The 23,711-nt window shown below is 64.7% G+C and carries 23 protein-coding genes; 11 read left to right on the top strand and 12 right to left on the bottom strand.

Going from position 1 to position 23,711, the window contains the following annotated elements:
* Nucleotide 1: 1 nt before the first annotated feature.
* Both R2823_01990 and R2823_01985 read left to right on the top strand, forming a co-directional pair.
* Nucleotides 2-772 (top strand): SDR family oxidoreductase, encoded by a 771-nt coding sequence (locus R2823_01990; GenBank protein ID MEZ5174961.1) that lies wholly within the window; start codon nt 2-4, stop codon nt 770-772.
* A gap of 67 nt (nt 773-839) precedes the next feature.
* The gene (locus tag R2823_01985) at nt 840-1,502 is read left to right on the top strand and encodes a GntR family transcriptional regulator (GenBank protein MEZ5174960.1); all 663 of its coding nucleotides are present in this window, start codon (nt 840-842) and stop codon (nt 1,500-1,502) included.
* Between the two features lie 7 nt (nt 1,503-1,509).
* On the opposite strand, the gene R2823_01980 is transcribed toward R2823_01985, so the two are convergent.
* Both R2823_01980 and R2823_01975 read right to left on the bottom strand, forming a co-directional pair.
* Nucleotides 1,510-3,039: an aldehyde dehydrogenase family protein gene (locus tag R2823_01980; protein ID MEZ5174959.1), complete on the bottom strand. Its 1,530-nt coding sequence runs from the start codon at nt 3,037-3,039 to the stop codon at nt 1,510-1,512.
* Between the two features lie 2 nt (nt 3,040-3,041).
* Entirely contained in the window at nt 3,042-4,337 is a 1,296-nt protein-coding gene (locus R2823_01975) for an FAD-dependent oxidoreductase (GenBank protein ID MEZ5174958.1), read from the bottom strand.
* Nucleotides 4,338-4,393: 56 nt separating this feature from the next.
* Here R2823_01975 and R2823_01970 point away from each other — a divergent pair, with 56 nt between their 5' ends.
* Entirely contained in the window at nt 4,394-5,560 is a 1,167-nt protein-coding gene (locus tag R2823_01970; GenBank protein ID MEZ5174957.1) for an MFS transporter, read from the top strand.
* Nucleotides 5,561-5,648: 88 nt separating this feature from the next.
* A complete protein-coding gene (locus R2823_01965) occupies nt 5,649-6,578 on the top strand; it encodes a dihydrodipicolinate synthase family protein (protein ID MEZ5174956.1) in 930 nt (309 codons plus the stop codon).
* Nucleotides 6,579-6,608: 30 nt separating this feature from the next.
* Here R2823_01965 and R2823_01960 read toward each other — a convergent pair whose 3' ends face one another.
* On the bottom strand, nt 6,609-6,824 hold the full coding sequence (locus tag R2823_01960) for a hypothetical protein (GenBank protein MEZ5174955.1): 216 nt from the start codon (nt 6,822-6,824) through the stop codon (nt 6,609-6,611).
* A 56-nt stretch (nt 6,825-6,880) separates the two neighbouring features.
* On the opposite strand from R2823_01960, the gene R2823_01955 reads away from it, so the two are divergent.
* Genes R2823_01955 through dinB form a run of 4 tightly spaced genes read left to right on the top strand, consistent with a single transcriptional unit; the run spans nt 6,881 to nt 12,127 of the window.
* Nucleotides 6,881-7,801 carry a hypothetical protein gene (locus R2823_01955; protein MEZ5174954.1) on the top strand — a complete coding sequence of 307 codons (921 nt, stop codon included), beginning with the start codon at nt 6,881-6,883 and terminating at the stop codon, nt 7,799-7,801.
* Nucleotides 7,802-7,858: 57 nt separating this feature from the next.
* Nucleotides 7,859-9,643, top strand: a complete 1,785-nt coding sequence (locus R2823_01950; GenBank protein ID MEZ5174953.1) for a long-chain fatty acid--CoA ligase — start codon at nt 7,859-7,861, stop codon at nt 9,641-9,643.
* A gap of 55 nt (nt 9,644-9,698) precedes the next feature.
* Entirely contained in the window at nt 9,699-10,853 is a 1,155-nt protein-coding gene (locus R2823_01945) for a hypothetical protein (GenBank protein ID MEZ5174952.1), read from the top strand.
* 41 nt (nt 10,854-10,894) lie between these two features.
* The gene (dinB, locus tag R2823_01940) at nt 10,895-12,127 is read left to right on the top strand and encodes a DNA polymerase IV (GenBank protein ID MEZ5174951.1); all 1,233 of its coding nucleotides are present in this window, start codon (nt 10,895-10,897) and stop codon (nt 12,125-12,127) included.
* A 33-nt stretch (nt 12,128-12,160) separates the two neighbouring features.
* On the opposite strand, the gene R2823_01935 is transcribed toward dinB, so the two are convergent.
* Genes R2823_01935 through R2823_01925 form a run of 3 tightly spaced genes read right to left on the bottom strand, consistent with a single transcriptional unit; the run spans nt 12,161 to nt 16,696 of the window.
* Nucleotides 12,161-13,834, bottom strand: coding sequence for an ABC transporter permease subunit (locus R2823_01935; GenBank protein ID MEZ5174950.1), 1,674 nt, complete (start codon nt 13,832-13,834; stop codon nt 12,161-12,163).
* On the bottom strand, nt 13,824-14,732 hold the full coding sequence (locus R2823_01930) for an ABC transporter ATP-binding protein (protein MEZ5174949.1): 909 nt from the start codon (nt 14,730-14,732) through the stop codon (nt 13,824-13,826). Before R2823_01930 ends, R2823_01935 begins: the two co-directional genes overlap by 11 nt.
* A complete protein-coding gene (locus R2823_01925) occupies nt 14,729-16,696 on the bottom strand; it encodes a S9 family peptidase (GenBank protein MEZ5174948.1) in 1,968 nt (655 codons plus the stop codon). The genes R2823_01930 and R2823_01925 overlap by 4 nt, the downstream gene beginning before the upstream one ends.
* 54 nt (nt 16,697-16,750) lie before the next feature.
* Between R2823_01925 and R2823_01920 the strand changes: the two genes are divergently transcribed.
* Nucleotides 16,751-17,653 carry a cation diffusion facilitator family transporter gene (locus R2823_01920; GenBank protein ID MEZ5174947.1) on the top strand — a complete coding sequence of 301 codons (903 nt, stop codon included), beginning with the start codon at nt 16,751-16,753 and terminating at the stop codon, nt 17,651-17,653.
* A complete protein-coding gene (locus R2823_01915; GenBank protein MEZ5174946.1) occupies nt 17,650-18,492 on the top strand; it encodes a hypothetical protein in 843 nt (280 codons plus the stop codon). The genes R2823_01920 and R2823_01915 overlap by 4 nt, the downstream gene beginning before the upstream one ends.
* Nucleotides 18,493-18,512: 20 nt before the next feature.
* Here R2823_01915 and R2823_01910 read toward each other — a convergent pair whose 3' ends face one another.
* Nucleotides 18,513-18,932 (bottom strand): low molecular weight phosphatase family protein, encoded by a 420-nt coding sequence (locus tag R2823_01910; GenBank protein MEZ5174945.1) that lies wholly within the window; start codon nt 18,930-18,932, stop codon nt 18,513-18,515.
* A 2-nt stretch (nt 18,933-18,934) separates the two neighbouring features.
* Nucleotides 18,935-19,675 carry a gamma-glutamyl-gamma-aminobutyrate hydrolase family protein gene (locus tag R2823_01905; GenBank protein MEZ5174944.1) on the bottom strand — a complete coding sequence of 247 codons (741 nt, stop codon included), beginning with the start codon at nt 19,673-19,675 and terminating at the stop codon, nt 18,935-18,937.
* Between the two features lie 169 nt (nt 19,676-19,844).
* Here R2823_01905 and R2823_01900 point away from each other — a divergent pair, with 169 nt between their 5' ends.
* Nucleotides 19,845-19,937 (top strand): AURKAIP1/COX24 domain-containing protein, encoded by a 93-nt coding sequence (locus R2823_01900; GenBank protein MEZ5174943.1) that lies wholly within the window; start codon nt 19,845-19,847, stop codon nt 19,935-19,937.
* 9 nt (nt 19,938-19,946) lie between these two features.
* Here R2823_01900 and R2823_01895 read toward each other — a convergent pair whose 3' ends face one another.
* From R2823_01895 to R2823_01880, 4 genes are all read right to left on the bottom strand, one after another.
* Nucleotides 19,947-20,339 carry a hypothetical protein gene (locus R2823_01895; protein ID MEZ5174942.1) on the bottom strand — a complete coding sequence of 131 codons (393 nt, stop codon included), beginning with the start codon at nt 20,337-20,339 and terminating at the stop codon, nt 19,947-19,949.
* A gap of 18 nt (nt 20,340-20,357) precedes the next feature.
* Nucleotides 20,358-21,269, bottom strand: a complete 912-nt coding sequence (locus R2823_01890; protein ID MEZ5174941.1) for a PAC2 family protein — start codon at nt 21,267-21,269, stop codon at nt 20,358-20,360.
* Between the two features lie 87 nt (nt 21,270-21,356).
* The gene (locus R2823_01885) at nt 21,357-21,851 is read right to left on the bottom strand and encodes a hypothetical protein (protein ID MEZ5174940.1); all 495 of its coding nucleotides are present in this window, start codon (nt 21,849-21,851) and stop codon (nt 21,357-21,359) included.
* Nucleotides 21,848-23,380: a thioredoxin domain-containing protein gene (locus R2823_01880; GenBank protein MEZ5174939.1), complete on the bottom strand. Its 1,533-nt coding sequence runs from the start codon at nt 23,378-23,380 to the stop codon at nt 21,848-21,850. The genes R2823_01885 and R2823_01880 overlap by 4 nt, the downstream gene beginning before the upstream one ends.
* Between the last annotated feature and the right edge of the window lie 331 nt (nt 23,381-23,711).

Here is a 23,711-nt window from a genome sequence, read left to right as displayed (position 1 = left end):
CATGGATCTCGGACTCGAAGGGGTGAGGGCCCTGATCTTCGGCTCGTCCGCCGGCATGGGACATGCCACGGCTGCATCCCTTGCGGCCGAAGGGGCTTCGGTCTTCGTGACCGGCCGTGACCCCGACCGGGTGGTCGCAAGTGCCGAGGCGGTCGGCGCCGCGGGTCACGCCATCGCTGACCTGTCCGTCGAAGGAGAAGCCGCGAGGGTCGTCGAGGAGGCCGTTTCCGTGCTCGGTGGACTCGACATCCTCGTCGGGAACTCGGGGGGAGGCAAACCCGGCGGGTTGGTTCACACCACTGCTGACGATGTCAGAGACGGTTTCGAAAAGATGCTCCGCCCCCAGCTCGAAGCAATGCGCGAAGCGACCCCTCACCTGGTCGCCACCGGGGACGGACGCATCGTCGTTCTGACCGCGCGATCGATTCTTGAGGCATCCCCGGAGCTTGCCCTGTCGTCAGTGTTCCGCGGTGGCGTTGCGGCGGCGGCACGATCACTCGCGTTGGAACTCGCCCCCGCCGTTCGTGTGAATGTCGTGGTGCCGGGCCAAGTCGACTCGGGGGCTCTCCAACGGTATGAGGCGGCCATGACGGCAAGTTCGTCGATGACACCCGCCGAGATCCGAAAGCACCACATCGATGCGATCCCGATGGGTCGGCTCGCCAAGCCGGAGGAGGTGGGGGACCTGATCACCTTCCTCGTGAGCGCAAGGGCCGGGTATGTGACCGGTGCGGTGTTCCGCATCGATGGCGGCCTCACGATCGGATTCTGAACCGCGGACCCCGACAGACCGCCGGTACAATCGGGCGTCTCCACGGCGAGCACCCCCGGAGAGGATGATGAAGGATCTCGGGCAGACACACAACAACCTCGGGGACCTCGTCGCCGCCGAGATACGCGCGGGGATCCTCGCTGGAGCATTTGCCCCTGGTGAGCATCTCAAACAGGCGAAACTTGCAGCCGATCTGAATGTGTCGCGAATCCCGGTGCGCGAGGCACTCCGCATCCTCGAATCCGAAGGGCTCATCGAGAGCACACCGGGCAAGGGCTCCCGTGTGATCCGCATCACGACCAAGGATGCCGGAGAGGTGCTGTCGGTTCGCGGTGCCCTCGAAGGTCTCGCCGCGCGGCTTGCGTCGGCTCGGGTCACGCACGACGACATCGAGGTGCTTCGCGCAACCATCGCCGATGGTCTCGCCGCCACCGGCCGGGAGGACCATGCCGCAGCGACCGAGCACCACACGAAGTTTCACCTCGAGCTCGCGAGGGCGTCCGGCAACCATCTCCTCTTCGAAGAGCTCGCCTCCATGCCTGCGAAGACCGAGTGGATCCATGCGTCGCTGCTCCAGTCGCGGGGCCCCTACTCGTGGACCGAGCATGAAGCGATCGTCGACGCCGTGGCACGGGGGGATGCCGATCTCGCGGAGCGCCTCGTGCGCGAGCATTCAGAGACGGTCGCCCGGGAGCTGTCGACGACCGGTGCGTCCACCGAGCCGGATTGACGGGCGTTCAGCCGAACTCGATGCCTTGGGCGAGTGGGAGGTCGGTCCCGTAGTTCGTCGTCACCGTTTGGCGGCGCATGTAGGCCTTCCAGGCATCCGAGCCCGACTCGCGCCCACCGCCGGTGTCCTTCTCCCCACCGAAGGCGCCGCCGATCTCTGCTCCCGAGGTCCCGATGTTGACATTGGCGATCCCGCAGTCGGAGCCCGCTGCTGACAGGAAGCGCTCTGCCGATCTCACCGAGTCGGTGAAGATCGCCGATGAGAGACCCTGGGGGACACCGTTGTGGATCTCGATTGCCTCATCGAGATCATCGAACTCGATGAGGTACAGGATCGGGGCGAAGGTCTCCTCGTGCACGATCGGGGCATCGGCCGAGATGCGAATGATCGTCGGTTGGACATAGTTGCCCCGCCTGTCAATCACGGAACCCCCGGTGAGGATCTCGCCTCCCTGGTCGACGGCTGTTGCGACCGCTGCTTCGAAGGTGGCCACGGCTTCGGGCGTGACAAGGGGACCCATGAGAACACCGTCGTCGAGGGGATCACCGATCGTCACCTGGCCGTACGCGACGACGAGCCTCTGAGCTACCTCGGCCGCAACGGAGCGGTGGGTGATCAGGCGGCGCAGGCTGGTGCAGCGTTGACCCGAGGTTCCCAAGGCGGCGAACAGGGCACCGCGCACGGTGAGGTCGAGGTCGGCGTCTGACATGACGATGATCGCGTTGTTGCCGCCGAGCTCGAGGAGCGACCGACCAAGCCTTGCCGCGACCGCGGTCCCAACTTCTCGTCCCATGCGGCACGATCCCGTCGCTGAGATCAGCGGGATCCTTCGATCGTTGACCATCGCATGGCCGACATCATCGACATCCCCAACCGTGAGCGAGAACACGGATTCGTGACCCGTTCCCGCCATCACCTCATCGACGATATTGGTGACCGCAACCGAGGTCAGGGGGGTGATCGGTGACGGCTTCCAGATCACCGTGTCGCCACACACGCCGGCGACGAGGGCATTCCAGGCCCACACGGCGACGGGGAAGTTGAACGCGGTGATCACGCCGACAGGACCGAGGGGATGCCATTGCTCGTAGAGGCGGTGGTTGGGTCGCTCCGAAGCCATGGTGAGACCGTAGAGCTGACGCGACAGACCAACGGCGAAGTCACCGATGTCGATCATCTCCTGAACCTCACCGAGGCCCTCTGCGAGTGTCTTGCCGGTCTCGAGGCTCACGAGCGCACCGAGGTGTTCCTTGTGTTCGCGAAGAGCGTTCCCGATCCGGCGGACATGGTCCCCTCGGATGGGGGCGGGAACCATGCGCCATGTACGGAAGGCTTCGAGGGAGCGGGACACCAGCTCGTCGTACTGATCGACCGTCGCGCCCACGACCTCTCCGAGCGCCTCATCGGTGGCGGGGTTCCGCGAAACGAACCGCGTCCCGCCAGCATCGAGCCATTTGCCGGAATAGACACCCGATACGGCTCCAATGAGGCCGTAGCGCGCGAGTGTGGGATGGGATTGTGCTGAAGGCTCCGCCACGGTCAGACGACCGACCTTGCAAAGACATCGTTGAGTCCCGTCGATGCGACCCGCTTTTTGATCAGGTCGATATCGGTCGTGTACCGGTTCCGTTCCTTCATCCGCTCGAAGAACACGGACCCCGAGAAGGTGTACTTCTGTGACATCCCTCCCGGCTTGTCCATCTCGGACCGCACATGGGCAATGGCGTCACCGGTCGCGAGGTCATGTGGGATTTCGATGGGTGCCCGTCCTGCGAGTTGGCGGACCGCGTTGTGTCCCGCGAGTGTCCCGGTGACGATGGCTTCCGTGTGCCCGACGAGGAGCCCGGCCTTCTCACCGCCGCAGTACAGGTTGTCGACATCGCACTCGACCTTCATGGTGTTGTCGCGCCGTGTCACATCCAGGTACCGGATCGAGTTCCCGAGCGAACCGGAGTACGGGTCCTCGTAGCGGGCCTGCTCGAATCCAGGGACGGTCCTGAGATCCGTGAGGTCGATGTAGGAGGTCATCATCTTGGCTTGCCCCGTGTCGAGGAGGATGATGTTGTCGGCATAGGCGTCAAGTGCGTATTGCTGGCAGGCCTTCGCGCCGAGCTTCGATCGCATCTTCTCCGCGGTGGCCGCAGGAAGCGGCACCGAGACCAGACCCTTTTCGGACAGCTCCCGCGCGAGCGCGGGTGCGAGGGAGTCCTTGCTGAGCTTGCACGATCCGCTCATCACGCCGACCTCGCCGTCCTTGCGGAAGCCATTGCGGTCCTCCGCTCCTGCAAGCCCCGAGATGGAGGTTCTCGGTCCGAAGGTGGGGCAGCGCACGATGCACATGACACAGCCGGATCCGTATCGGGTGCAGTTCTTCTGCGGTCCCACCGTGCCGGTCGCGTCGATGAAGACATCGCCCTCGATCGTCGTGCCGTTCTCCATGTGGATCGAATCGATCGAGCCGTTCGACATGTTGATCTTGGTGACCCGGTGGATCAGCCTGACATCGATGCCCTCCCCGACAAGCGCCTTGTTGACGGCGGGCTCGATCGCAGTGACATCGTAGAGCGAAGCGTGCTTGTGACCCGGGAAATCGAAGTTCTTGTGGATTGACACCTCGTCACAGATCTGGAACATCAGACCGCCACCCATGGCGATCATCTCTTCGGCCGCGGTGAACCGGCCGTTGTTGCGCATGATGCCGCCGACCAGACCCGTGCCAAGGAGGTAGTCCGTGCGTTCGACGAGGATCACGGAGTCGGCTCCCGCCATGTATGCCGCATGGGCAGCGGCGGTGCCCGACCAGCCCCCTCCGATGACAACGACCCGCTTGGACACGACAGACTCCTCGGTGTGGATACAATATCCATCTGAGCATATCAGGAGTGGTGGGCTTGTCAAACGAACGGCTCGGTAATGGGCGGAAATCACAACCGGGGGTTGCGTTTGCGACCGTGATGGTCGCCTATGTGGCTGTCACGCTGGGCGAATCGCTTCTCGCGCCCGTGCTTCCCGTGTTCACCGCCGAGCTCGGCCTCGACACGGTATCGAGCGCTCGTCTTCTCGGTGTGGTGTCGGTCGCGGCCGGTGTCGGCAACCTGGTCGGGGGATGGGTGCTTTCCCGTTTCACGGCGCGGGCGGCGGCGTTCACGGCCTCGGCGTTGTCGTTCGTCGGTTGTCTCGTCGCTGCGGCTGCCGGATCTGAGGCCACCTTTCTCGCTGCCCAAACGGTGATCGGTTTCGCCGCGGGGCTGTATTTCGCCGCAGGCGTCTTTTCGGTCGGTGCCCTCGCTCCCCCTGGCCGCAAGGGAAGGGCCATGGGGAGATATGGCATCGCGTATTCTCTCGGCCTCGCCATCGCGGCAGGTGCGATCGCCGTGTTCGGCACATCGTCCTGGCGGGGTGTGTATGTCGGCTCCGCGGTCCTTGCAGGCGTCATAGCGGTCGCCTTCACCCGGGTCACGCTTCCGGACGCGGACCCGATCCGAAAGGATGACCTGCGCGCCGCCGTCGGGCTCCTCGGCGCACCGGTGCTCGTGGGAGGTGTCGCGGCCCTCGCACAGTTCGGCCTTGTGGCGTACATCCCGACCTACGCCGTCGACGAGTGGTCCCTGACCGCATCGGCCGCGGCGCTCGTGCTGTTCATCGGACGGGTCGTGTCGGTACCGATGAAGGCCGTTGCGGGTTGGATGATCGATCGCTTCGGCGCCAAGACCTCGGCACGCATCGTCGGCGTTTCGATGATCGGTATCGGGCTTGTCTGGCTGCTGTCACCGGTTGTCGCCGTCGGAGCCATCGCGTCGATTCTCATGGCGTCGGCCGCAGGGGCTATGTTCCCGATGGCAAATGTCGTGGCCGTTGAACGCTTCGGGGATCTCGGCGGCCTCCTCGGCGTGTTCCGGGCGGCGCAGATGGTCATCGCCGGTGTCTCGGCATGGCTCGTGGGCGTCGCCGCGGAATATCTCGGATTCACCCAAGCGCTCGTGGTTGGCACCGTCGCCCTCGCGTTGATTCTGTTCGTCCGACCCTCGACCCGAACCGTGTTGATCGACCACAGATAGGAATCAGACGATGCCACGACACAACCGGCATAAGGTGTCAGTAGACAGGAAAGGACCCCGCCATGGGCCACAACGAAGGAGGAACCCCGTGACCGACGCGCCACTCACCGGATCGTTCGTGGCGTTGATCACGCCGATGAACGACGACTACTCGATCGACTTCGAGGGGTTCCGGGCACTGATCGACTTCCAGGCTGCCCACGGTACGAGCGCTCTGCTGCTGATGGGTTCGAGCGGTGAGGTGTCGATGCTCTCCGAATCAGAACGCCACCAGATCGTCGAGCGCACCGTGGCCTTCCGGCCGGAGGCAGTGGAGCTCTGGTACGGGTGTACCGGAGCGACGACGGAAGCCTCGATTGCCTATGTTGCCCAGGCCGCCAGCTGCGGTGCCGACGGCGCGATCCTTGCGGCACCTGCCTATATCACTGCGTCTCGGGCCGAGATCACCCAGTTCTTGCTCGATGTCGCAGACGCTTCAGCCATTCCGATCGGGATCTACAACAACCCCCCGAGGGTGCGCACCGATCTGCACACCGAGGACCTTGTGCGGCTCGCTGCGCATCCGAACATCAAGGTGCTCAAGGAGTCGACCGATCGGGTCGGTCAGGTCGCTCAGATGGCTCGGGCGGCCACGGGGATCTCGTTGATGTGCTGCTGCAATCCGAACCTCGGGCTCGTGGTCCCGACGATGGCGCTCGGGGGTCACGGCCTTGCCAACATGACCGGCAACATCCTGCCAGAGGAGATGGCAGCGATGTCGAGGCCATGGACGACACCGGACACCGCACTCGAGTTCCAGTCCCTCTACCTCGAGAACCTCCCGATGCTCGAGTATGTCTACTCGCGGGTGAATCCGGTGCCGGTCAAGTCCTTCCTGCATGCGGTCGGCATGCCGTCCGGGCCGATGCGCCGACCGTTGCAATTCATCGACAAGGACCGGCTGGCAGTCGGCCTGCGAGCCGCGAAGCAACTCGGGCTCGATGACCGTTACGGATACGATCTCACGGCCGCGGACTGACCCGAAACGCCGACCGGGACCGGATCGTGTTCAAGCGATCAGGCTGATACCGCCCCAGAGAGTGATCACGGCACCGACAGCGATGAGCCACCATGCCCTTCCCGCACGGAACTCCCCTTCCTCGTTCTTCGGCTTGTCCCCCCTGCGGTGCTTGTAGACCGCGTACAGGTTCCCGATCAGCATCGCGAGTCCGAGCGCGAGGGCGAGCTGCTTGATCAGCAGGCTGAGGTCCAGGATCTCTTCCACCGGCTGAAGGTACATTTTGACTCGCATATAGCGCATCGCTCGTAGCCTTCCATCCCGTGAATCGATCACCCTCCACCACGGGTCGAACCGTGAGGGACTCCACGAGGCGCGGAGTCCTTTCGATAGCGATGTGGGTCTTCGGCCTGTCCGTGTCGATGCTGCTGGTCGGGCTGTGGGGACGGTCGGTTGTCGTCGATCGACAGACCGTTGCCGATGCCACGCGGGTGGTTGTCGACGCAGACCTCGCACGGGAACGCATCCGCGGCTGGATCACGGGGGCCGTGACGGCGTCGCAGGATCTCGACTCAGGACAGGTGAACGAGGCCGTTGACGCGGTGAGCGATCGTCCCGAAGTAGCGGCGGCGATCGATGATGCCGTCGAGGCGTTCGTCGGCGCGCTCTTCGCGACCGGCGATGAACGGGTGGTCATCGACGCCGAGCGACTTGTCGCCCCGATCGTTCCGGTCGTCGTCGAACAACTTGAACGCCAACAGCTGCCCGTCGACGCGGAGGCGCTTGCCGCAGCGCTCAACGACGCTTCAGCGATCGAACTCGGGACCGACGGTCTTGCCGGAGTAGCAGCGGCCGTGCAGGATGCCAGAGCCCTCGTGACGCGCGTCGTCGTCCTTGCCCTTCTTGTGATGGTTGCCTCCGGTGGGCTCGCTGTCGCCCTTGCCGAAGAACGCTTCGCCATGGTTCGTACCCTTTCGATTCGGGTTCTCCTGTCGGCGTTGTCGTTCGCCGTGTTGTTCAGGCTCGGCGCATGGGCGCTCGATCCGCACGGAGGAAGGTCACCGATCGCGAGCGGTGGATCCGTTGTGCTTGGCTCCAACGGACATGTCTTCCTTGCCATGGCCGCGCTGGCTGCCCTCATCGGCACGATCGGTGCGGCGCTCGCATGGCGTCGCCGCCGACCGTTGCCGTTTGTGCCGATCGAGTCGGAGGCCGACGACACCGCCGAACTCGTCCCTGCTTGACCCGAGTCGTCGGCGCGACGCAGCGGCAGCCGAGCGCGCGGTAGCATCGCAAGGCCGATGCAGACATACACCACGCCAGGGGAACAGCCGGTTCCTGCCGAGACGAACGCAGTGACGCTGCTTCAACGCCGAGCCAAGGATGCTCCCGATCATCCTGCACTCGCTTACCGGGACGGTGACCGGTTCGTTGCCGTGTCGACGCAAGAGTTGTGGGAGACCGTTGTGGATCTCGCCGCCGGCCTTGTCGCTTCCGGCATCCAGAAGGGTGACCGGGTCGCCCTCCATTCGGCCACACGCATCGAATTCACCTACTTCGACTACGCGATCTGGGCTGCGGGCGCCGCGACGACCACGATCTACGAGACATCGTCTGCCGAGCAAGTGCAGTGGATCGTTGCCGACTCGGGTTCGGTGGCGATCATCACCGAGGATGCCGACACAAAGACTGTTTTCGATTCCGTCGCCGAGGCGCTCCCTGCCTGTCGGGAGGTTCATGTCATCGAGGAGGACGCGATCGCGAACCTGCGCGGTGCCGCAACCGACGACCTCCGCCACGAGGTGTTGCGCCGCGTCGCCTCGATTGCTCACAGCGACCTCGCAACGCTCGTCTACACCTCTGGAACCACCGGCAAGCCGAAAGGCTGCGCACTCACCCACTACAACTTCGCGTGGAACCTCAAGCAACTCGACGGATCCCTCGCCAGTCTCGTCGAGTCCCACAACCGGACCCTCATGTTCCTTCCGCTTGCCCACATCTTTGCGAGGGCCGTGCAATCGGTGTGTGTCTCGAACGGCGTCACGATTGCGTACTCGACGGGGATTCCACAGCTCCTCGACGAGCTTGCCATGTTCAAGCCGACCTGGGTGTTCTCGGTTCCGAGGGTCTTCGAGAAGATCTACAACGGGGCAAAGCAAAAGGCCGACACCGCCGGGAAGGGCAAGATCTTCGACCGCGCCGCCGCCACCGCCATCGCGTACTCCCAAGGCATCGAGCGCGGCAAGGTGGCGACACGCACGAAGGTTGCACATGCCCTGTTCGATCGTCTCGTGTACCGCAAGCTCAGGGCCGCGTTCGGGGGTGAGGTCACCTACGCGATCTCGGGCGGGGCGCCCCTCGGTGAGCGACTCGGCCATTTCTTCCGGGGAATCGGGATCGTTCCACTCGAGGGCTACGGGCTGACCGAAACGACTGCGGGGGCGACCGTCAACCGTCCGGACGCGATCAGGATCGGGACCGTGGGGCGGCCGATCCAGGGTGGATCGATCCGGATCGCCGACGATGGTGAGATCCTGATCAAGGGTGGGCAGGTGTTCCGAGGCTATTGGAACAACGAGACGGCGACGAGGGAGGTGCTCAGCGACGGCTGGTTCGCCAGCGGTGACCTCGGGGCCCTCGACGCTGACGGCTTTCTGTCGATCACCGGCCGCAAGAAGGAGATCATCGTCACGGCTGCGGGGAAGAATGTCGCGCCGGCCGTCCTCGAGGACCGCATGCGATCCCACCCGCTGATCAGTGAGGTGGTCGTGATCGGCGACGGACGACCGTTCATTGCCGCGCTCGTGACCCTCGATCAGGAGGCGATTCCTGTATGGGCAAGGGCGAACGGTGTCGACGACCTGTCTCCGGAGATGCTTGCAGCGAACGACAGGATGCGGGACGAGATCGACCGGGCGGTTGCGGATGCGAACAAGGCGGTGTCGAAAGCCGAGGCCATCAAGACCTACCGCATCCTCCCCGAGGATTTCTCGATCGAACGCGGTGAGCTCACCCCCACGCTCAAGGTCAGGCGGTCCGTGGTGGCGAGCCTCCACGCGGCGGTGATCGACGAGATCTACCGCTGAGGGGCCGGCCGTCGTCGTGTCGACATACGGGTTGTGTCCCTAGCCTCCTCGTCACATGACCCGCCGATCAGCCATCCTCGCGTTCGTCGCCGTGACCCTCGTGTTCGGGCTGCAAGCCGCCGTGACACCTGCGGACGCCTTCCATGTGAACGACAGCGATTCCGCCCCCATGGTGTGGTCGGCGTCCCTGCGGCTGCCGCAACGGCACAACGAGATCCTCGAAACCGACCTCGACATCACCGCATGGGCATCCGACTCCGTGGTCGCATACGAGTACCGCTGGATCCGTGCCACGGTCGGTGCGGTCCATACGACGGACGCAGTTGTTCCCGTGGTGAGCTTCGCGCCAACCGTCCCAGAACAGCGCCATGTCCTCGAGGTGCGCGCCGTCGGCGCCAACGGGCTTCGGTCCCGTTGGTTCGTCGCCGCGGACCTCGTCACGCCCCCGGCGCCCCGGGTCATCGTGGCCGGGGATTCGATCGCGTCGGGATACTCGCGGCAGTGGTTCACCTCTCGCGGTGTGTGCCGAGATGCCGCTTTCGCATACGGTGCCACCCTCGCGAGCGACCTCGCGGAACGGCTTCCCGCGGCGTGGGCACCCAGCTATCACAATGTCGCGTGGGCAGGGGCCGGTGTGCATTCGATGTGGAGCGGAGGATCGGACAGCTGTGGCGACGAGCATCAGAGTCAGGTGGAAGAGATCGTTGCCCTCGCTGATCCGGCGACTTGGAACACCGTTGTGATCACCGCGGGAATCAACTCGACGAATTGGTCCGAGGTCGTCGCCAACCTCACGAAGGACACCGCCTTTTCGCTGTTCGAACGCGGGGATCAGCGGGCGTGCAGGAAGGCAGTGACGGAGCGATGGGACCTGCCGAGCCGCACGGCGTCGATCGGTTCCGCCACCTCGCTGATCACGGGGACCCTCGCCGCACGAACCAACGCCGATCTGTACTGGACCAGCTACTACACCATCATCGACTCCCGCTTGGCTCCGGGGTGGACGCCGATCGGAGCGGAATGCGACCACGAGATGGCTGATGCCATGAAGCTGCTCGATGACGCTCTTGGCGCGGGCCTCGGGGACTCGGTGACTTGGATCGACATCGAACGGGACTCGGTCGCGATCCAGGACTGGGGTGGCTGGCCACATCCTGACCGGAGCGGCCATGTCGCCATCGGGCGTCGCGTCGCTGCGGCGATCGGGTGACGGCGGTCGATTCTGTCGTCGTGGTGTGACACGATGGCAGCGTGAACATCCCGGGCATTCTCCACGCGGATCTCGATGCGTTCTACGCGGCGGTCGCGATCCTCGAGGACCCATCCCTTGCCGGGAAGCCGATGGCGGTTGGGGCAGGCGTCGTGCTGTCATGCAGCTACGAGGCCCGATCGTTCGGAGTAAGGGGCGGGATGCCGGTCCGTGAGGCGCGAAGTCTCTGCCCGCAGCTCGTGGTCGTCGACGGGACCTTCGGCGCGTATACCGCGTTCTCGCGCAAAGTGTTCGCCATCTTCGAGTCGTACACACCGATCGTCGAACGCCTCTCGATCGATGAAGCGTTCCTCGATGTGACAGGCGCAACGCACCTGTTCGGATCACCAGCCGACATCGCCCGCTCGATCAGGGCCGAGGTCGCCGCCGAGACCGGACTGGCCGTCTCGATCGGTGCAACCACCCGCAAGTTCCTCTCCAAGATCGCGAGTCAAGTCGCCAAGCCGAATGGGCTGATCGTGGTGGAACCCGGCGACGAACTCGACTTCTTGCATCCGCTGCCCGTGTCGTACCTGTGGGGGGTCGGGCCCGTGACGAGGCGCAAGCTCAACGAGCTCGGCATCGTGACCGTCGGCGACATCGCGTCGACTCCCCTTGAGGCGATGGTGGTCGCGCTCGGTAGATCCCACGCGTCCCACCTGTCCGCACTCGCCCATTGCCGGGATCCGAGGCCCGTGGCTACCGGGCGGGCAGCGAAGTCGATGAGTGCTCAGTCCGCGATGCGGGCTCGGATCCGAACGCTCGACGAGCTGACTCCCGTCCTCGGAAGGCTCACCGACCGTGTGACCACCAGGCTGCGGGCCAAGGACATGTCGGCTCGTACGGTCACGGTGAGGATTCGCTTCGGGGACCTGACCTCGGTGACACGCTCCACAACCCTTCCGATCCCGACGGCGTCGAACGGCTCCATCGTGACCGTCGCGACCAGCATGCTCGAACGGGTCCTTGCCAAGCATCCCAACCACGAGACGACGCTCGTGAGCGTTGCGGTCTCGGGGATTGCAGCGGGCGAGCCGACCCAGCTTGCCTTCGCGGTGCGCGATGACGACGGCGCTGGAGGGTCACCGCGTGACCTCGAGTTCGAGTCGCTCGATAGGTCCGTCGACGACCTCCGCAAGAAGTTCGGCGCCGATGTCATCACCCACGGGTCGGATCTCCTCTCCGGCCGAACCGACTTCACCGACGGACTCTCCGAGATCATGACGCGGGACTGACGGGTCGAGCTCTTCGGAGAGATCCCGGCGGTGTCACACGGCGAGATCCCTCCGTTCGAACCGCAGGGCCGCCACCACGACGGCAACCGACGCGCCGATACCGAGCACCAGGTAGCCGAATGAGAAGCCGTGGGCGAGCGGTGGCATGTCGCCGAGATACCAAAAGAACGGCGAGAGGGGCCGGAAGGGTTCGAGGACATCGACGAGGGAGCCGAGGCCGTTGAGGAGAAACGCCCCGACGGCAATCCCCGCGGTGATCCCTCCGGCGGAGCCACCGGACGGAAGAAGGCTCCACACGGCCAAACTGAGCCCTCCGAAGAAGAGGGCGAGCAACACGAGACCTGCGTTGGCGGCAAGGACATGGACGGGCGAGAGGCCCATGTTCCACAGGGCGCTGCCAACGAGACCGGACACCATCAGCACGACGCCGATCACGAACGCCATCACAGCGATGGCGAGGGCCTTGCCGTACAGGACTCTGGAACGCCGGAGGGGATGCGACAGCACCAAGTCGAGGGTTCCGGATCGTTCCTCCCTGACGACGATCGACGCCACGGTGCCGACGCAGAACAGGATCATCACGACGGGACCGATCGTCTGGTAGGCGCGGCTCGAAACGAACCCTTCAGGGGTCGCGACAAGCGCGGGGTCTGTGATGCCGAGGAGCGCGAACAGCTCCTTGGGCATCGCGGTGATCAGACCTTGCATGGCGTCGGCATCGGCGGCGATGACGGGCCAGGCCGCGATGGTGAGCACGAGCAAGGCGCTGAGGCCGAACGCCCATGTCCACAACGAACGCCGCCGGTCCCAGATCGTCTTCCCGAACACCGATGAGAGGAGCCACGCGCTGCGCGGGGACCGGGTGGCTTGCCTCGCACCGACCGATGAGCGGCGCGGCAACAGCGTGAGTGCGGTGGCGATGTCTCGGCGCTGAAAGAGCATCACCGCGCTCACCACGAAGCCGGCCGTGACAGCGACGAGCCACACGAACGACACCGGGACACCGTTGAGGAGTGGCAGGTTGTCCGAGTACCACGAAAAGGGGCTGACCTTGGCAGGCACATCGAGCCAGCCGAAGATCCCGCGAAAGGCACTCGCAAACCAGGCCGCCACCGCCACGAGGAGCGTGGTTCCTGTCGTCATCGGAACCGACCCGGAGAAGGCACCGACGGCAAGTGCGAAGCCTGCGAAGACGAGGCCGAGGCCAGCAAGCCCCAGGTTGGCGGCGACGATCCCACGGATGCCGAGCTCGAGGTCGAAGAGGGGGTTCGTCGCGACCATCACGAGACCCATCGTGGCTGGAACAACGGCGACAGAGAGGGCCACAACCGACGATTTGTGAAGCAGGATCGAGGTCCGCGAGATGGGCATGGCGAGCAGCGTGTCCATCGTCCCTTCCTGTTCCTCGCGTGCGGTCGCGCCAGCCGCGGCGCTTGCACCCAATCCGATCACCATCACCGGCCCGATGAGGGAGTACAGCTCGCCTTGGAGGAAACCGGCACCGGTCAGGAAGGTTTCTGGATCGAATCCCAACACGCCCAGCACCCCGGGTGGCAGGTCCGAGATGATGTCCTGCATGTCGGGGGACGCCGCGAGGAGTGGGTAGACGGCGACGACCACAAGCGTGATGGCCGCCGTGCCCAGTGTCCAGCCCGCGAGCGAAACCCGGCGGTCCCAGATGGCCTTCGTGAAGACACTATGGAACATCGAGGGTACCCGTGTAATACGAGAGGAACACCTCTTCGAGTTCGCCGTCGCGGCTCGAGATCGACTCGACGCGGTGCCGGGCGGCCGCTTTGACGACGGCATCCACCGAGCCTGCGACGGTGACCACGAGAACCGTTCCGTGATCCCTCGCGTCGACACTCACGACCCGGTCACAGGCAAGGAACTCCTCCCGTGGAACGGGAGCAGCGAAACGCAGGGACACCGTCGCGTGTGCCTTCGACTTGAAGGCCTCGATGGTGTCGACCGCCACGAGGCGACCCTGTCTGACGATTCCGGCACGATCGGCGACCCGGTCGATCTCGGACAGGATGTGCGAGGAGAGAAACATGGTCTTCCCGCGTTCTCTCGTGTCGGCAACGAGCGCTTGAAACTCCTGTTGCATCAGCGGGTCGAGTCCGGCGGTCGGCTCGTCGAGGATCAGGAGCTCGGGATCATGCATGAAGGCGTTGACGAGCCCGACTTTCTGACGGCTGCCTGTGGAGTAGTCCTTCATCTTCCGGTCGAGGTCCAGGTCCAACCGCTTCGCGAGCGCTGCGACGCGGTCCTTCCTATCGATCCTCCGGAGATTCGAGAAGTAGCGCAGGAGCTCCCTCGCCGTCATGTTGCCGTACAGCGCGAGATCGCCGGGCAGGTAGCCGATCCGGCGCCGGATGGCGATCGAGTCCTCCACGATGTCGTGTCCGAGCACGGTGGCTGCGCCGCGCGTCGGGTGCAAGAAGTTGAGAAGGAGGCGAATCGTGGTCGTCTTCCCCGCACCGTTGGGGCCGAGGAAGCCGAACACCTCCCCGCGCTCGACGGACAGTTCGAGGTCGATGATGCCAGCGGTGTCGCCGTAGTACTTCGTCAGTCCGCGTGTGCAGATCGCAGCGTCCGTCACGATGGACTTCGAATCGCCTCAGCATGAGAAATCGCGACCGGTTCGATGTCGTCTGCCGGTTCGAAGCCGAAGACCTGCGCGTAGAAGGACAGTTCCGCGTTGAACACGGTGATGATGGATTCTGCGCGACGAAAACCGTGCTGTTCCCCTCCGAAGGTCAGGTAGGCGTTCGGGATGCCGCGACGGTCGAGCGCATCCATGATTGCTTCAGATTGGCTCGGGGGCACGACCAGATCCTCGAGGCCCTGGAAGGTGATGAGCGGGCAGTCGAAACCATCGAGATGGTTGATCGGAGACCGCGCACGGTACAGATCCTCGGCTTCGGGCCACGGCCCGACGAGCTGAGCCTCGTACCTGCTCTCGAACTTGTGGGTGTCCTGGGCGAGCGCAGCGATGTCCGAGACTCCGAAGAGGTTCCCCCCGGCACGGAAGGTGTCCTTGAACGCGAGCGCGGCGAGCGTCGTGTAACCCCCCGCACTGCCACCGCGTATGGCGAGGCGGTTCCCGTCGACGAGACCCTGATCGACGAGGTATTCGGCTGCCGCACAGCAGTCCTCGACATCGACGATGCCCCAGTTGCCGTACAGCAATTCGCGGTACGCTCGTCCGTATCCGGTGGATCCTCCATAGTTCACATCGACCACTGCGATCCCCCGTGAGGTCCAGAACTGGATCGAAGGGTTGAACGATGCCGTCACGGCCGAGGTCGGCCCGCCGTGACTCATCACCAACAGCGGGGGTTTTTCGCCCTCGGGTCCTTTCGTGTCGCTGTTGGTTGGGGGATAGAAGAAGGCGTGGGCCGTGCGACCGCCCGTGGACGGAAAGCTGATCGGTTCCGCCTTCGAGATCATTCCCGGATCGAGACCGAGGTTGCGGCTCGGGGCGATCACGGTTTCGACGAGACGGTCTTCCGGGAACGAGTAGGAAACCACCTCCGGCTCCCGGTCTTGGGATGTGGCGATGGCAACGACGCCATCTCCGTGGCTCCGCAGGGAGCTCAGGCCCGTCCGCGCGATATCGAACACCCGGTCGAGGTCGTCCCGGTCGGTTCGCAGCAGCTTGGCCGTGGTTCCTTCGGTCCATGTGGAGAAGATGACACCGTCGTCGGTGATCGCATACGAGGGCCTGCCGAAGACCCACGCAGGCGGTGCGACTTCGGCCGCGACCGGGTGGACCGGGCTGAGCTCTTCGACACTGTCAACTCCGTAGAGGTTCCACCAGTTCGTGCGATCCGAGATCACATACAGGTCGTTGTTCGGGCCCCACATGGGCCGTATCAGGGATTCCCCTGAAGCTCCAGCCAGTCGTTGGTGACCAGCCACGGTGGCGCTGCCACCGGAGTCATTGATCGTGCCGCTCCACAACTCGGTGGTGTCCCACGGCATGTTCGGGTGATTCCACGCGATCCATGCAAGCGTCGATCCGTCAGGGCTCGGGCACGGGTCAGAGACAAAGTCGCTTCCCGACACGACGACGGCTGGTGTGGTCGAACCATCGGTGGCGAGCACCACGATCTCGTTGCGTGCTTCGCTGGACCCCGTGTGATCCTCGCGGACGCAGAACAACCAGCGGCCGTCCGTTGTGGCCCGGCCGTCCGCATACCGCCACGCCCCCGGCTCGGGGGGTTCGGGCGTGATCGGCACGGGAGCGGCATTTCCGTCGACGCGATAGATCCGCTGATCCTCCCAGTTGCAGAAGAACAGGACGCCGCGATCAACCCACCAGGCGCCTCCCCCGTACTCATGGACCCGTGTCCGCGCGCTGTATCCGTCCGGCAGCATGTCACGCTTGATCCCACTCGACGAGCGCACGACCTGGATGCGCCCTGCCTCCGACGGTCGAGACTCGGACCACCAGATGTCTTCCCCGTCGGCTCCGGTCTCGGTTGGGGTCGCGGCATCGGCGACGATGCGTTCTGGCGTGATCGGGGACGGCCAAGAGCCGTAGGGGAGGGTTTTCATCATGCTGACCTCGGTCGCTACTCGTCTGAGGGTACCGAGACAATAGACTCGCCCGTCATGGCGTCCGGATCCAAACGGCTCATTGTGCTCGCACTCATCGCCAACGCAGCGATCGCGGTGACCAAGTTCATCGCCGCGTTGATCTCGGGAAGTGCCGCCATGTTCGCAGAGGCGATCCACTCCGTCGCCGACTCCGGGAACCAGCTCTTCTTGCTGCGCGGTGAGGCGGTTTCGCGTTACGCACCGACCGTGTCGCATCCGTACGGGCGCGGCATGGCTCTGTACTTCTGGTCGTTCATGGTTGCGATCATGCTGTTCGTCGGCGGGTCCGCGTGGTCGATCTTCAATGGTTGGCAGCGCATCATCCATGCCGATGACCACCACAGTGACGGCCTCGTCTTTTCGCTTGTCGTGCTCGCGATTGCTGCCGTGTTTGAGATCTTCATCGCGTTCCGTCCCGCGGTGAAGGAGTTCAACGCCCTTCGGGGATCGCGTGGTGTGTGGCGCACGATTCGCCGTTCGAAGGATCCGGCCCTGATCATCGTCGTGTTCGAGGATGCGTCCGCCGTCGCGGGCCTCGCGATCGCCGCCACCGGCCTCATCCTTGCGGAGGTGACCGCCAACGCCGTATGGGACGGTGTCGCCTCGGTCCTGATCGGTGTCCTGCTGGGCATTGTCGCATTCGTGATTGCGCGGGAGATGAAGGCACTGCTCGAAGGAGAGGCAGCTTCCCGCGAGGACCGCACGGCGATCCGTGTCGCGATCTTGTCGGTCGAACCCGTCAACCATGTCGACCGCATCTTGACGATGCATCTCGGACCACACGAGATCCTCGTCAACGCCGATGTTGCCTTTGACGACGGCATCGACGAGGTTGAGGCCATTGCCGCGGTCAAGGAGTCCGTCGCGGCTGCCGTCCCCGCAGCAACCCGCATCTTCATCGAGCCGACGCGACGATGAGGGCCACTGCATCCGCTCCAGCCTCGTCGGGCAATCTCGGACCCGGATTCGATGTGCTCGCCCTCGCGCTCGGTCTCCGGTGTGTTGCGACCGCTGAACCCTCCGACTCGATGATGCTCACCGAAGCGGGTTCGACTTCTCGTCTCGGTGAGGACGACATCATCCACCGTGCCGTGATGGACGCGGTTGGCTGTCCGATGCACATCACCCTCGCCAACGAGATCCCGCGATCGCGGGGCCTCGGATCGTCGTCCGCAGTCGCAGCAGCCGTCGCCGGTGCCGCGTACAAGGCGATCGGTGAGACAGAGACGCGGCGGTCCGTGTTCGAAATCGTTGCCCGCATCGAGGGCCACGCTGACAACGCCGGCGCGACGGTGTTCGGCGGGCTCGTCGCGGCGACCGACACCGGTGTGCAGCGCCTCGAACTGCATCCATCCTTGCAACCGATTCTTGGCATTCCAGCCGCCCATCTGCGCACAACTCGCGCCCGCGATGCTCTCCCGCGCGAAGTTCCGATGCCGGTGGCTGCGCGATCGCTTGCCCGCCTCGCGTTCTTGATCAGCGGCCTCGAGAACGGGAATCCGGACACCCTCGCCCACGCTGCTGGTGATGAACTCCACGAGCAACCGCGTGCATCGCTGTCACCGATCACCGGTGAATTGATGGCGGCAGCGAGGTCGGCGGGTGCCATCCATGCGTGCTGGTCGGGTGCAGGCCCCGCGGCGCTTGCGTTCGCCACATCGGAGTCGAAGGGACGGGTGATCGGCGCAATGGCGGGGGTGCTGGGTACCCGCGGTGAGGTGCTGAGCCTTCCGGTTGACACGGAAGGCTTGCTCTGACCGGGTGCTCGGGCCGTGGCCTAAGGGCTCTTGCCGGTTCGGTCGATTGCCGCTGCAATCGTCGCAGCGCACCGTCGGTACTCCGCAAGGGAGCCCCCGTAGGGGTCGTCGATGTCGCCGGTGCCGAGAAGGCGGATCCGGTCAGGCGCGAGGCCGGGGAGCATGCGCCGGACGCTGTCTGCGTGGTGGTGCTCCATGCACAAGACCAGATCGGGTACCGGTGTCTCGGCGAGCAGCCTCGCCGCATGGGACGAAAGATCGACCCCGAGTTCTTTGCCTGCGGTGACCATCGCGGGCGTCGCAGGTGTGCCCGGCGTTGCAGCGATACCGGCCGATGACACCGACCAGTCGCCGGGTGGCCACCGACGGCGCGCAAGGTACTCAGCAAGAGGGGAGCGACAGATGTTTCCGCTGCACACGAACAGGATGCTGGTAGCCACGCCTACCGATCGGCCCGGTACTTCCCGGCCGACTCGACAAATGCCCGGAAGAGCTCGTGGCTCGGTCCGTGGTCGCGTGCCCCGAGGAACTCTGGGTGCCATTGCACGGCAATGAGATCCCAGTCGCGGTCCTCGTGCTCGATGGCCTCGATGGTCCCATCGGGTGCCGACCCGACGACCCGAACACCATGCCCCGGATCCTCAACGGCCTGGTGATGGATGGAGTTCACACCGTGGTCACCGGCGCCGATGATCTCCGCGATGCGGCTCCCCTTGTCGATGCGCACAATGGAGTGGGCCTCGTATGCCGCATCGCCGATCATGTCGTGCCCTGCGGCGCCGGTATGGGACGGCAGATCCTGGATGAGCGTGCCTCCGAGTGCGACATTGACGACCTGGAGGCCCCGGCAGATGGCGAGTGTCGGGATCCTGGCCGCCAAGGCGCGGTGCACCAATTCGATCTCGAATCGGTCGCGTTCATCGTCGACTTCGGCGACCGTCTCGTGACGGGATCGCCCGTACCGTTCGGGGGCGATATCACCGCCCCCTGTGATCACAAGCCCGTCGATGCGCTCGAAGATATCTGCGATGGAGTCGTGGTGGACCGGTACGAGCATCACCGGGATACCGCCTGCGCTGATGACGCTGTCGGTGTAGGTGTGGAAGACCGTGTGGGCGAGGAGGTGGGACCCAACGGACGGGACCGACTTGGCTCGGCTCGTGATGCCGATGACTGGCTGCATCACGCCATGTTAGGACCGGCCCCCCGCGAAAACGGCGGGTCCAGAGCCGGTGTCGAAGGGCTCGACCGGTCGGCAGCCGCCGAATCGGCGTATCCTGTCGGCAACGCGTGCGGCCCCGGGATCGGATGTTCCGCACGAACATCCTGATTCTCGAGTGGAGGTCTCCTGTATGGGGTCGGTGAAGAAGAAGCGTCGCAAGATGATGAGCAAGCACAAGTACCGCAAGCGTCTCAAAGCGAACCGCCACAAGCGGAAGCGGTAGTTCCCCGGCTCAGAACGGGAGCATCACGGCAGCGGCGAAGATGCCGATCGACAGCACAAGGATCACGAGCTGAACAACGCCGCGGATGGCAGGGGGCGTTCGCCTCGCAGTCAGCTGGTGAATGCCGGCAATCACGATCGCCGCGGTGATGAGCGTCCATTTCAAGGTGAACTCCTGCGGACGGGCCCCATACATGGAGTACAGCCGGACACCGGTCGCGAGGGTCACCGCCATCGCCACCCACGACACCACCGAGAATCGCCTCGCGGTGGTTTGCAGGACCGCCCGGTCGTCGGTCACCGACCGGATCGCCGTGACGACGAATCCCAGCACGATGAGGCCTCCGGTCCATGTCGCTGCCGCGACGAGGTGCAGGGTCTTGATCAGCTCGAGTTCGGACACGGCGCTACCGGCGACGAGTCACGAGTTGTCGCCTTCGAGGTACCGGACGATCTCGTCGACGAGGTCCTCGGTCTGGTCGGGATCGATCGACGGTAGGTGGGGATTGGGCGTCCGGGGATTGAACGCTGACCCGCTGAGGGAGCCAAGGATCGGCTCATCGTAGGACTCGATTTCCTCGAGGTACTCCGTGAGATCAGAGCCTGCCTCTTCGAGAGCGTCGTCGACCCGTTGGGTGTACTCGGCGTCGACGGCGATCAGTTCCGAGGTGTCGATGTGGAGGTTCGTGATGTCCGAGATCTTCTCGACGATGGCGAGCACGGCCTTTGGGAATGGGTTCCCTGACAGATACGGGGGTGTTGCCGCCCACATGGCGAGTGACCGGATCCCCGCTTCCTTGCATGCCCCCTGGACCACCCCGATGATGCCCGTTGGACCGGCGTAGTTCGACGCCTCCATGCCGCTGCGCAGCACACTCAGGGCCTCCGTTCCCACACCGGCGAGAACAACGGGCTGGCGGTGCCCCACGGCACCGACATAGGAACCAACGAGGATCACCTCTTCGACACCGAGGTTGGCAAGCTCCTCGACGAGTGATCGCGAGAAGGTCTTCCAGCGGAAGTTGGGTTCCGGTCCCGTCACCACGACGAGATCCCGGTCGTCGTTGAGGCGGGAGACGGCGGTGAAGGTCACCGACGGCCACATCACCGACTGGGAGACACCTTCGTGGATCTCGACGACGGGGCGGTGCTGCTGGAAGTCATAGAACGGGTCCGGTTCGACCTCGGCATATGTCGTGGTGGCGTCGTGGGCATCCACGATGAACGCGGCGGTGCTGGATGCAACATCGCACGCATCGTTCCAGCCTCCGAACGCGACGATAGCGATGGGTCGACGGACCGGTGGTTGCTGTTGTCGCCTGATGACATCCATCGTGGGAGGGTAACGGGGGAGATGACTTGACCACCGTGGTCCTCACCGCGGCCGATTCCGAAGGATCTTGCTTTGGACCCACTGGGGTCACCGGCCGATGCGATCGGCGAGGGCCTCGGCCGTGGTCACCGGAAGGTCGCAGACAAGGCCGCTGCACACATAGGCTGTTGCTTGATCGGTCGCATCGCGGCCGGCGAGGAGCGGAACCGACGAGCCAGTGTCCCGGTTCACGGCAACGACCGCATCGGGCCGGAAGGCTGACCAGATGATGCGTTCCATGTCTGCAGTGCCTGCCTCGGAACCGGTGATTGCCACCTCCCGGATGCCTGCGAGGTGGGTTGCCCACACGGCGAGGCTGTGTCCGGCGAATGGCGGATGCCGCCGAGCGATCAGCGACACCGAGGCCATGGTTGCTTCCATCTCGCGGATCGCCGAGAGATCCCCGGTGAGCGCCGCGTGGAGTTGGAGCGCCTCGAGCGCGAGGGCGTTGTCCGACGGCGTCGGGTTGTCCTGGAGGATCTTTGGTCTGGTGATGAGCTGTTCGGCAGCGTCCGAGGTTGCGAAAACCGCCTTCGGGATCAACGGAACCTCGTGCGGAGTGCCTCAACGAGTTGCTCCGCTTCATCGAACCAGGTCTCATCACCGGTCGTCTCGTACAGCGTGTAGAGGCCGACCGCAACCGATGCGACATCGTCGGCGAACCCGCCGACCCCCGGCTCGTCACGCCAGGAGCGCACGAGTTCACCGTTGGGGCTCCCCGTCGTTGTGAGGAACTCGGCGATGCTGGTGGCCCGCTGCGTGTATCTCGCATCCTCGAGGATGGCCCCCGCCTCCGCGAAGGACCGCATGGCAAGGCCGTTCCATGCGGCGACCACCTTGTCGTCGCGAAATGGAGGCTCGCGATCGGCGCGTGCGCTCCGCAAGGCCTCGTCGATGCGACCGCGGGCTTCGAACCAGTCCTGTTCGGTCAACCCGAACTCGCCGAGGATGTCGGTGCGGTCGCGCACACGGGTCGGTATGTTGGCCCCCTCGAAGTTCCCCTCGGGGGTGAACCCGTAGATCGCAGCGCCGAGCGCGAGGTCGTCGCCGAGCAGGGCAGTCAGTTCATCCCACCGCCATACGGCGAACCGTCCTTCCTCGCCCTCGGAGTCGGCATCCTCCGCTGCGTGGATGGCGCCGGCGGGATCGGCGAGGGTCGTATCGAGGTAGTCGAGGACTTCGATCGCGATCGAGCGAGAGCGCTCGGTTCCGGTCAGCTGCCAAGCCCGCAGGTAGATGCGCGCATGGAGCGCGTTGTCGTACAGCATCTTCTCGAAATGGGGCACGGTCCAGGTCGCGTCGACGGAATAGCGGGCGAAACCGCCGCAGATGTGGTCGTAGATGCCCCCTCGGCCCATGTGATCCAGTGTCGTCGAAAGCATCGTGAGCGCCGTTCCACCCGCCGAGCTGTCGGGGTGCAGCGCCGCCATGCGAAGCAGGAACTCGAGGGTTGGTGCCTGCGGGAACTTCGGGGCACCACCGAATCCTCCGGCGTGAGGGTCGAAGGATCGTTCGATGGCGGTGACCGCTCCGGCGAGTTCGTCGTCCGTCGGAAGTGACCCGTTCGGAAACCGTGACGACGAAATGGCTCTCGTGATCTCGGCAGCTTGGCGGTCGAGGCCGGAACGGTTCGTTCTCCATGCGTCGGTGACGGCTTCCATCACGGTACGGAAGCTCGGATGGTGCGGCATGCCGACCTTCGGATAGTAGGTGCCCGCGTGGATCGGACGCTGATCCGGTGTCAGGAACACCGTCATCGGCCATCCCCCCTGACCGGTCAGGGCCTGGACCGCGTCCATGTAGATGCGGTCCACATCGGGCCTTTCTTCCCGGTCGACCTTGACATTGACGAAGTGCTCGTTCATGTAGGAGGCGGTCTCGTCGTCTTCGAACGACTCGTGCGCCATCACATGACACCAATGGCACGATGCGTAGCCGACCGAGAGCAACACTGGCACATCGCGCCGCGCCGCTTCGGCAAAGGCGTCGGCGCCCCACTCGTACCAGTCGACGGGATTGTCTGCGGGTTGGCGCAGATAGGGCGAAGTTGCGTTGGCGAGTCGGTTTGGCACGGGACAAACGGTACCGGCCCCGCGTGACCCGATCCGCGGCGATGCGACGCACGGCCGGTTGCTTCCTCGATTGAGCGACGGTCGGGTGCGAAGAGCGCCATTGTTGCCTGCACGACCGGCTCATAACAGGATCTTGAGAAGTTTTTCGCGTCGTTCATGTCACCACCGACTTATCCCGATCGCCCAAGGTATGGTCACGCGAAGTGTGGGATCAACTCCGCAGCGGAGTCAATCCCGCTGGAAGCAACCGAGCAGGGAGATGGATCTTGAGAAGAAGACTTCTTGTACTGGTCACGGTGTTGGCAGCCGCTCTCGCCATGGCTATGCCCGC

It is taken from the genome of Acidimicrobiia bacterium (assembly GCA_041393965.1).
Taxonomy (GTDB): Bacteria; Actinomycetota; Acidimicrobiia; order Spongiisociales; family UBA5794; genus UBA5794.
The sequence above is the reverse complement of the archived record's forward strand: the minus strand, read 5'-3'. Positions and strand labels throughout refer to the sequence as shown.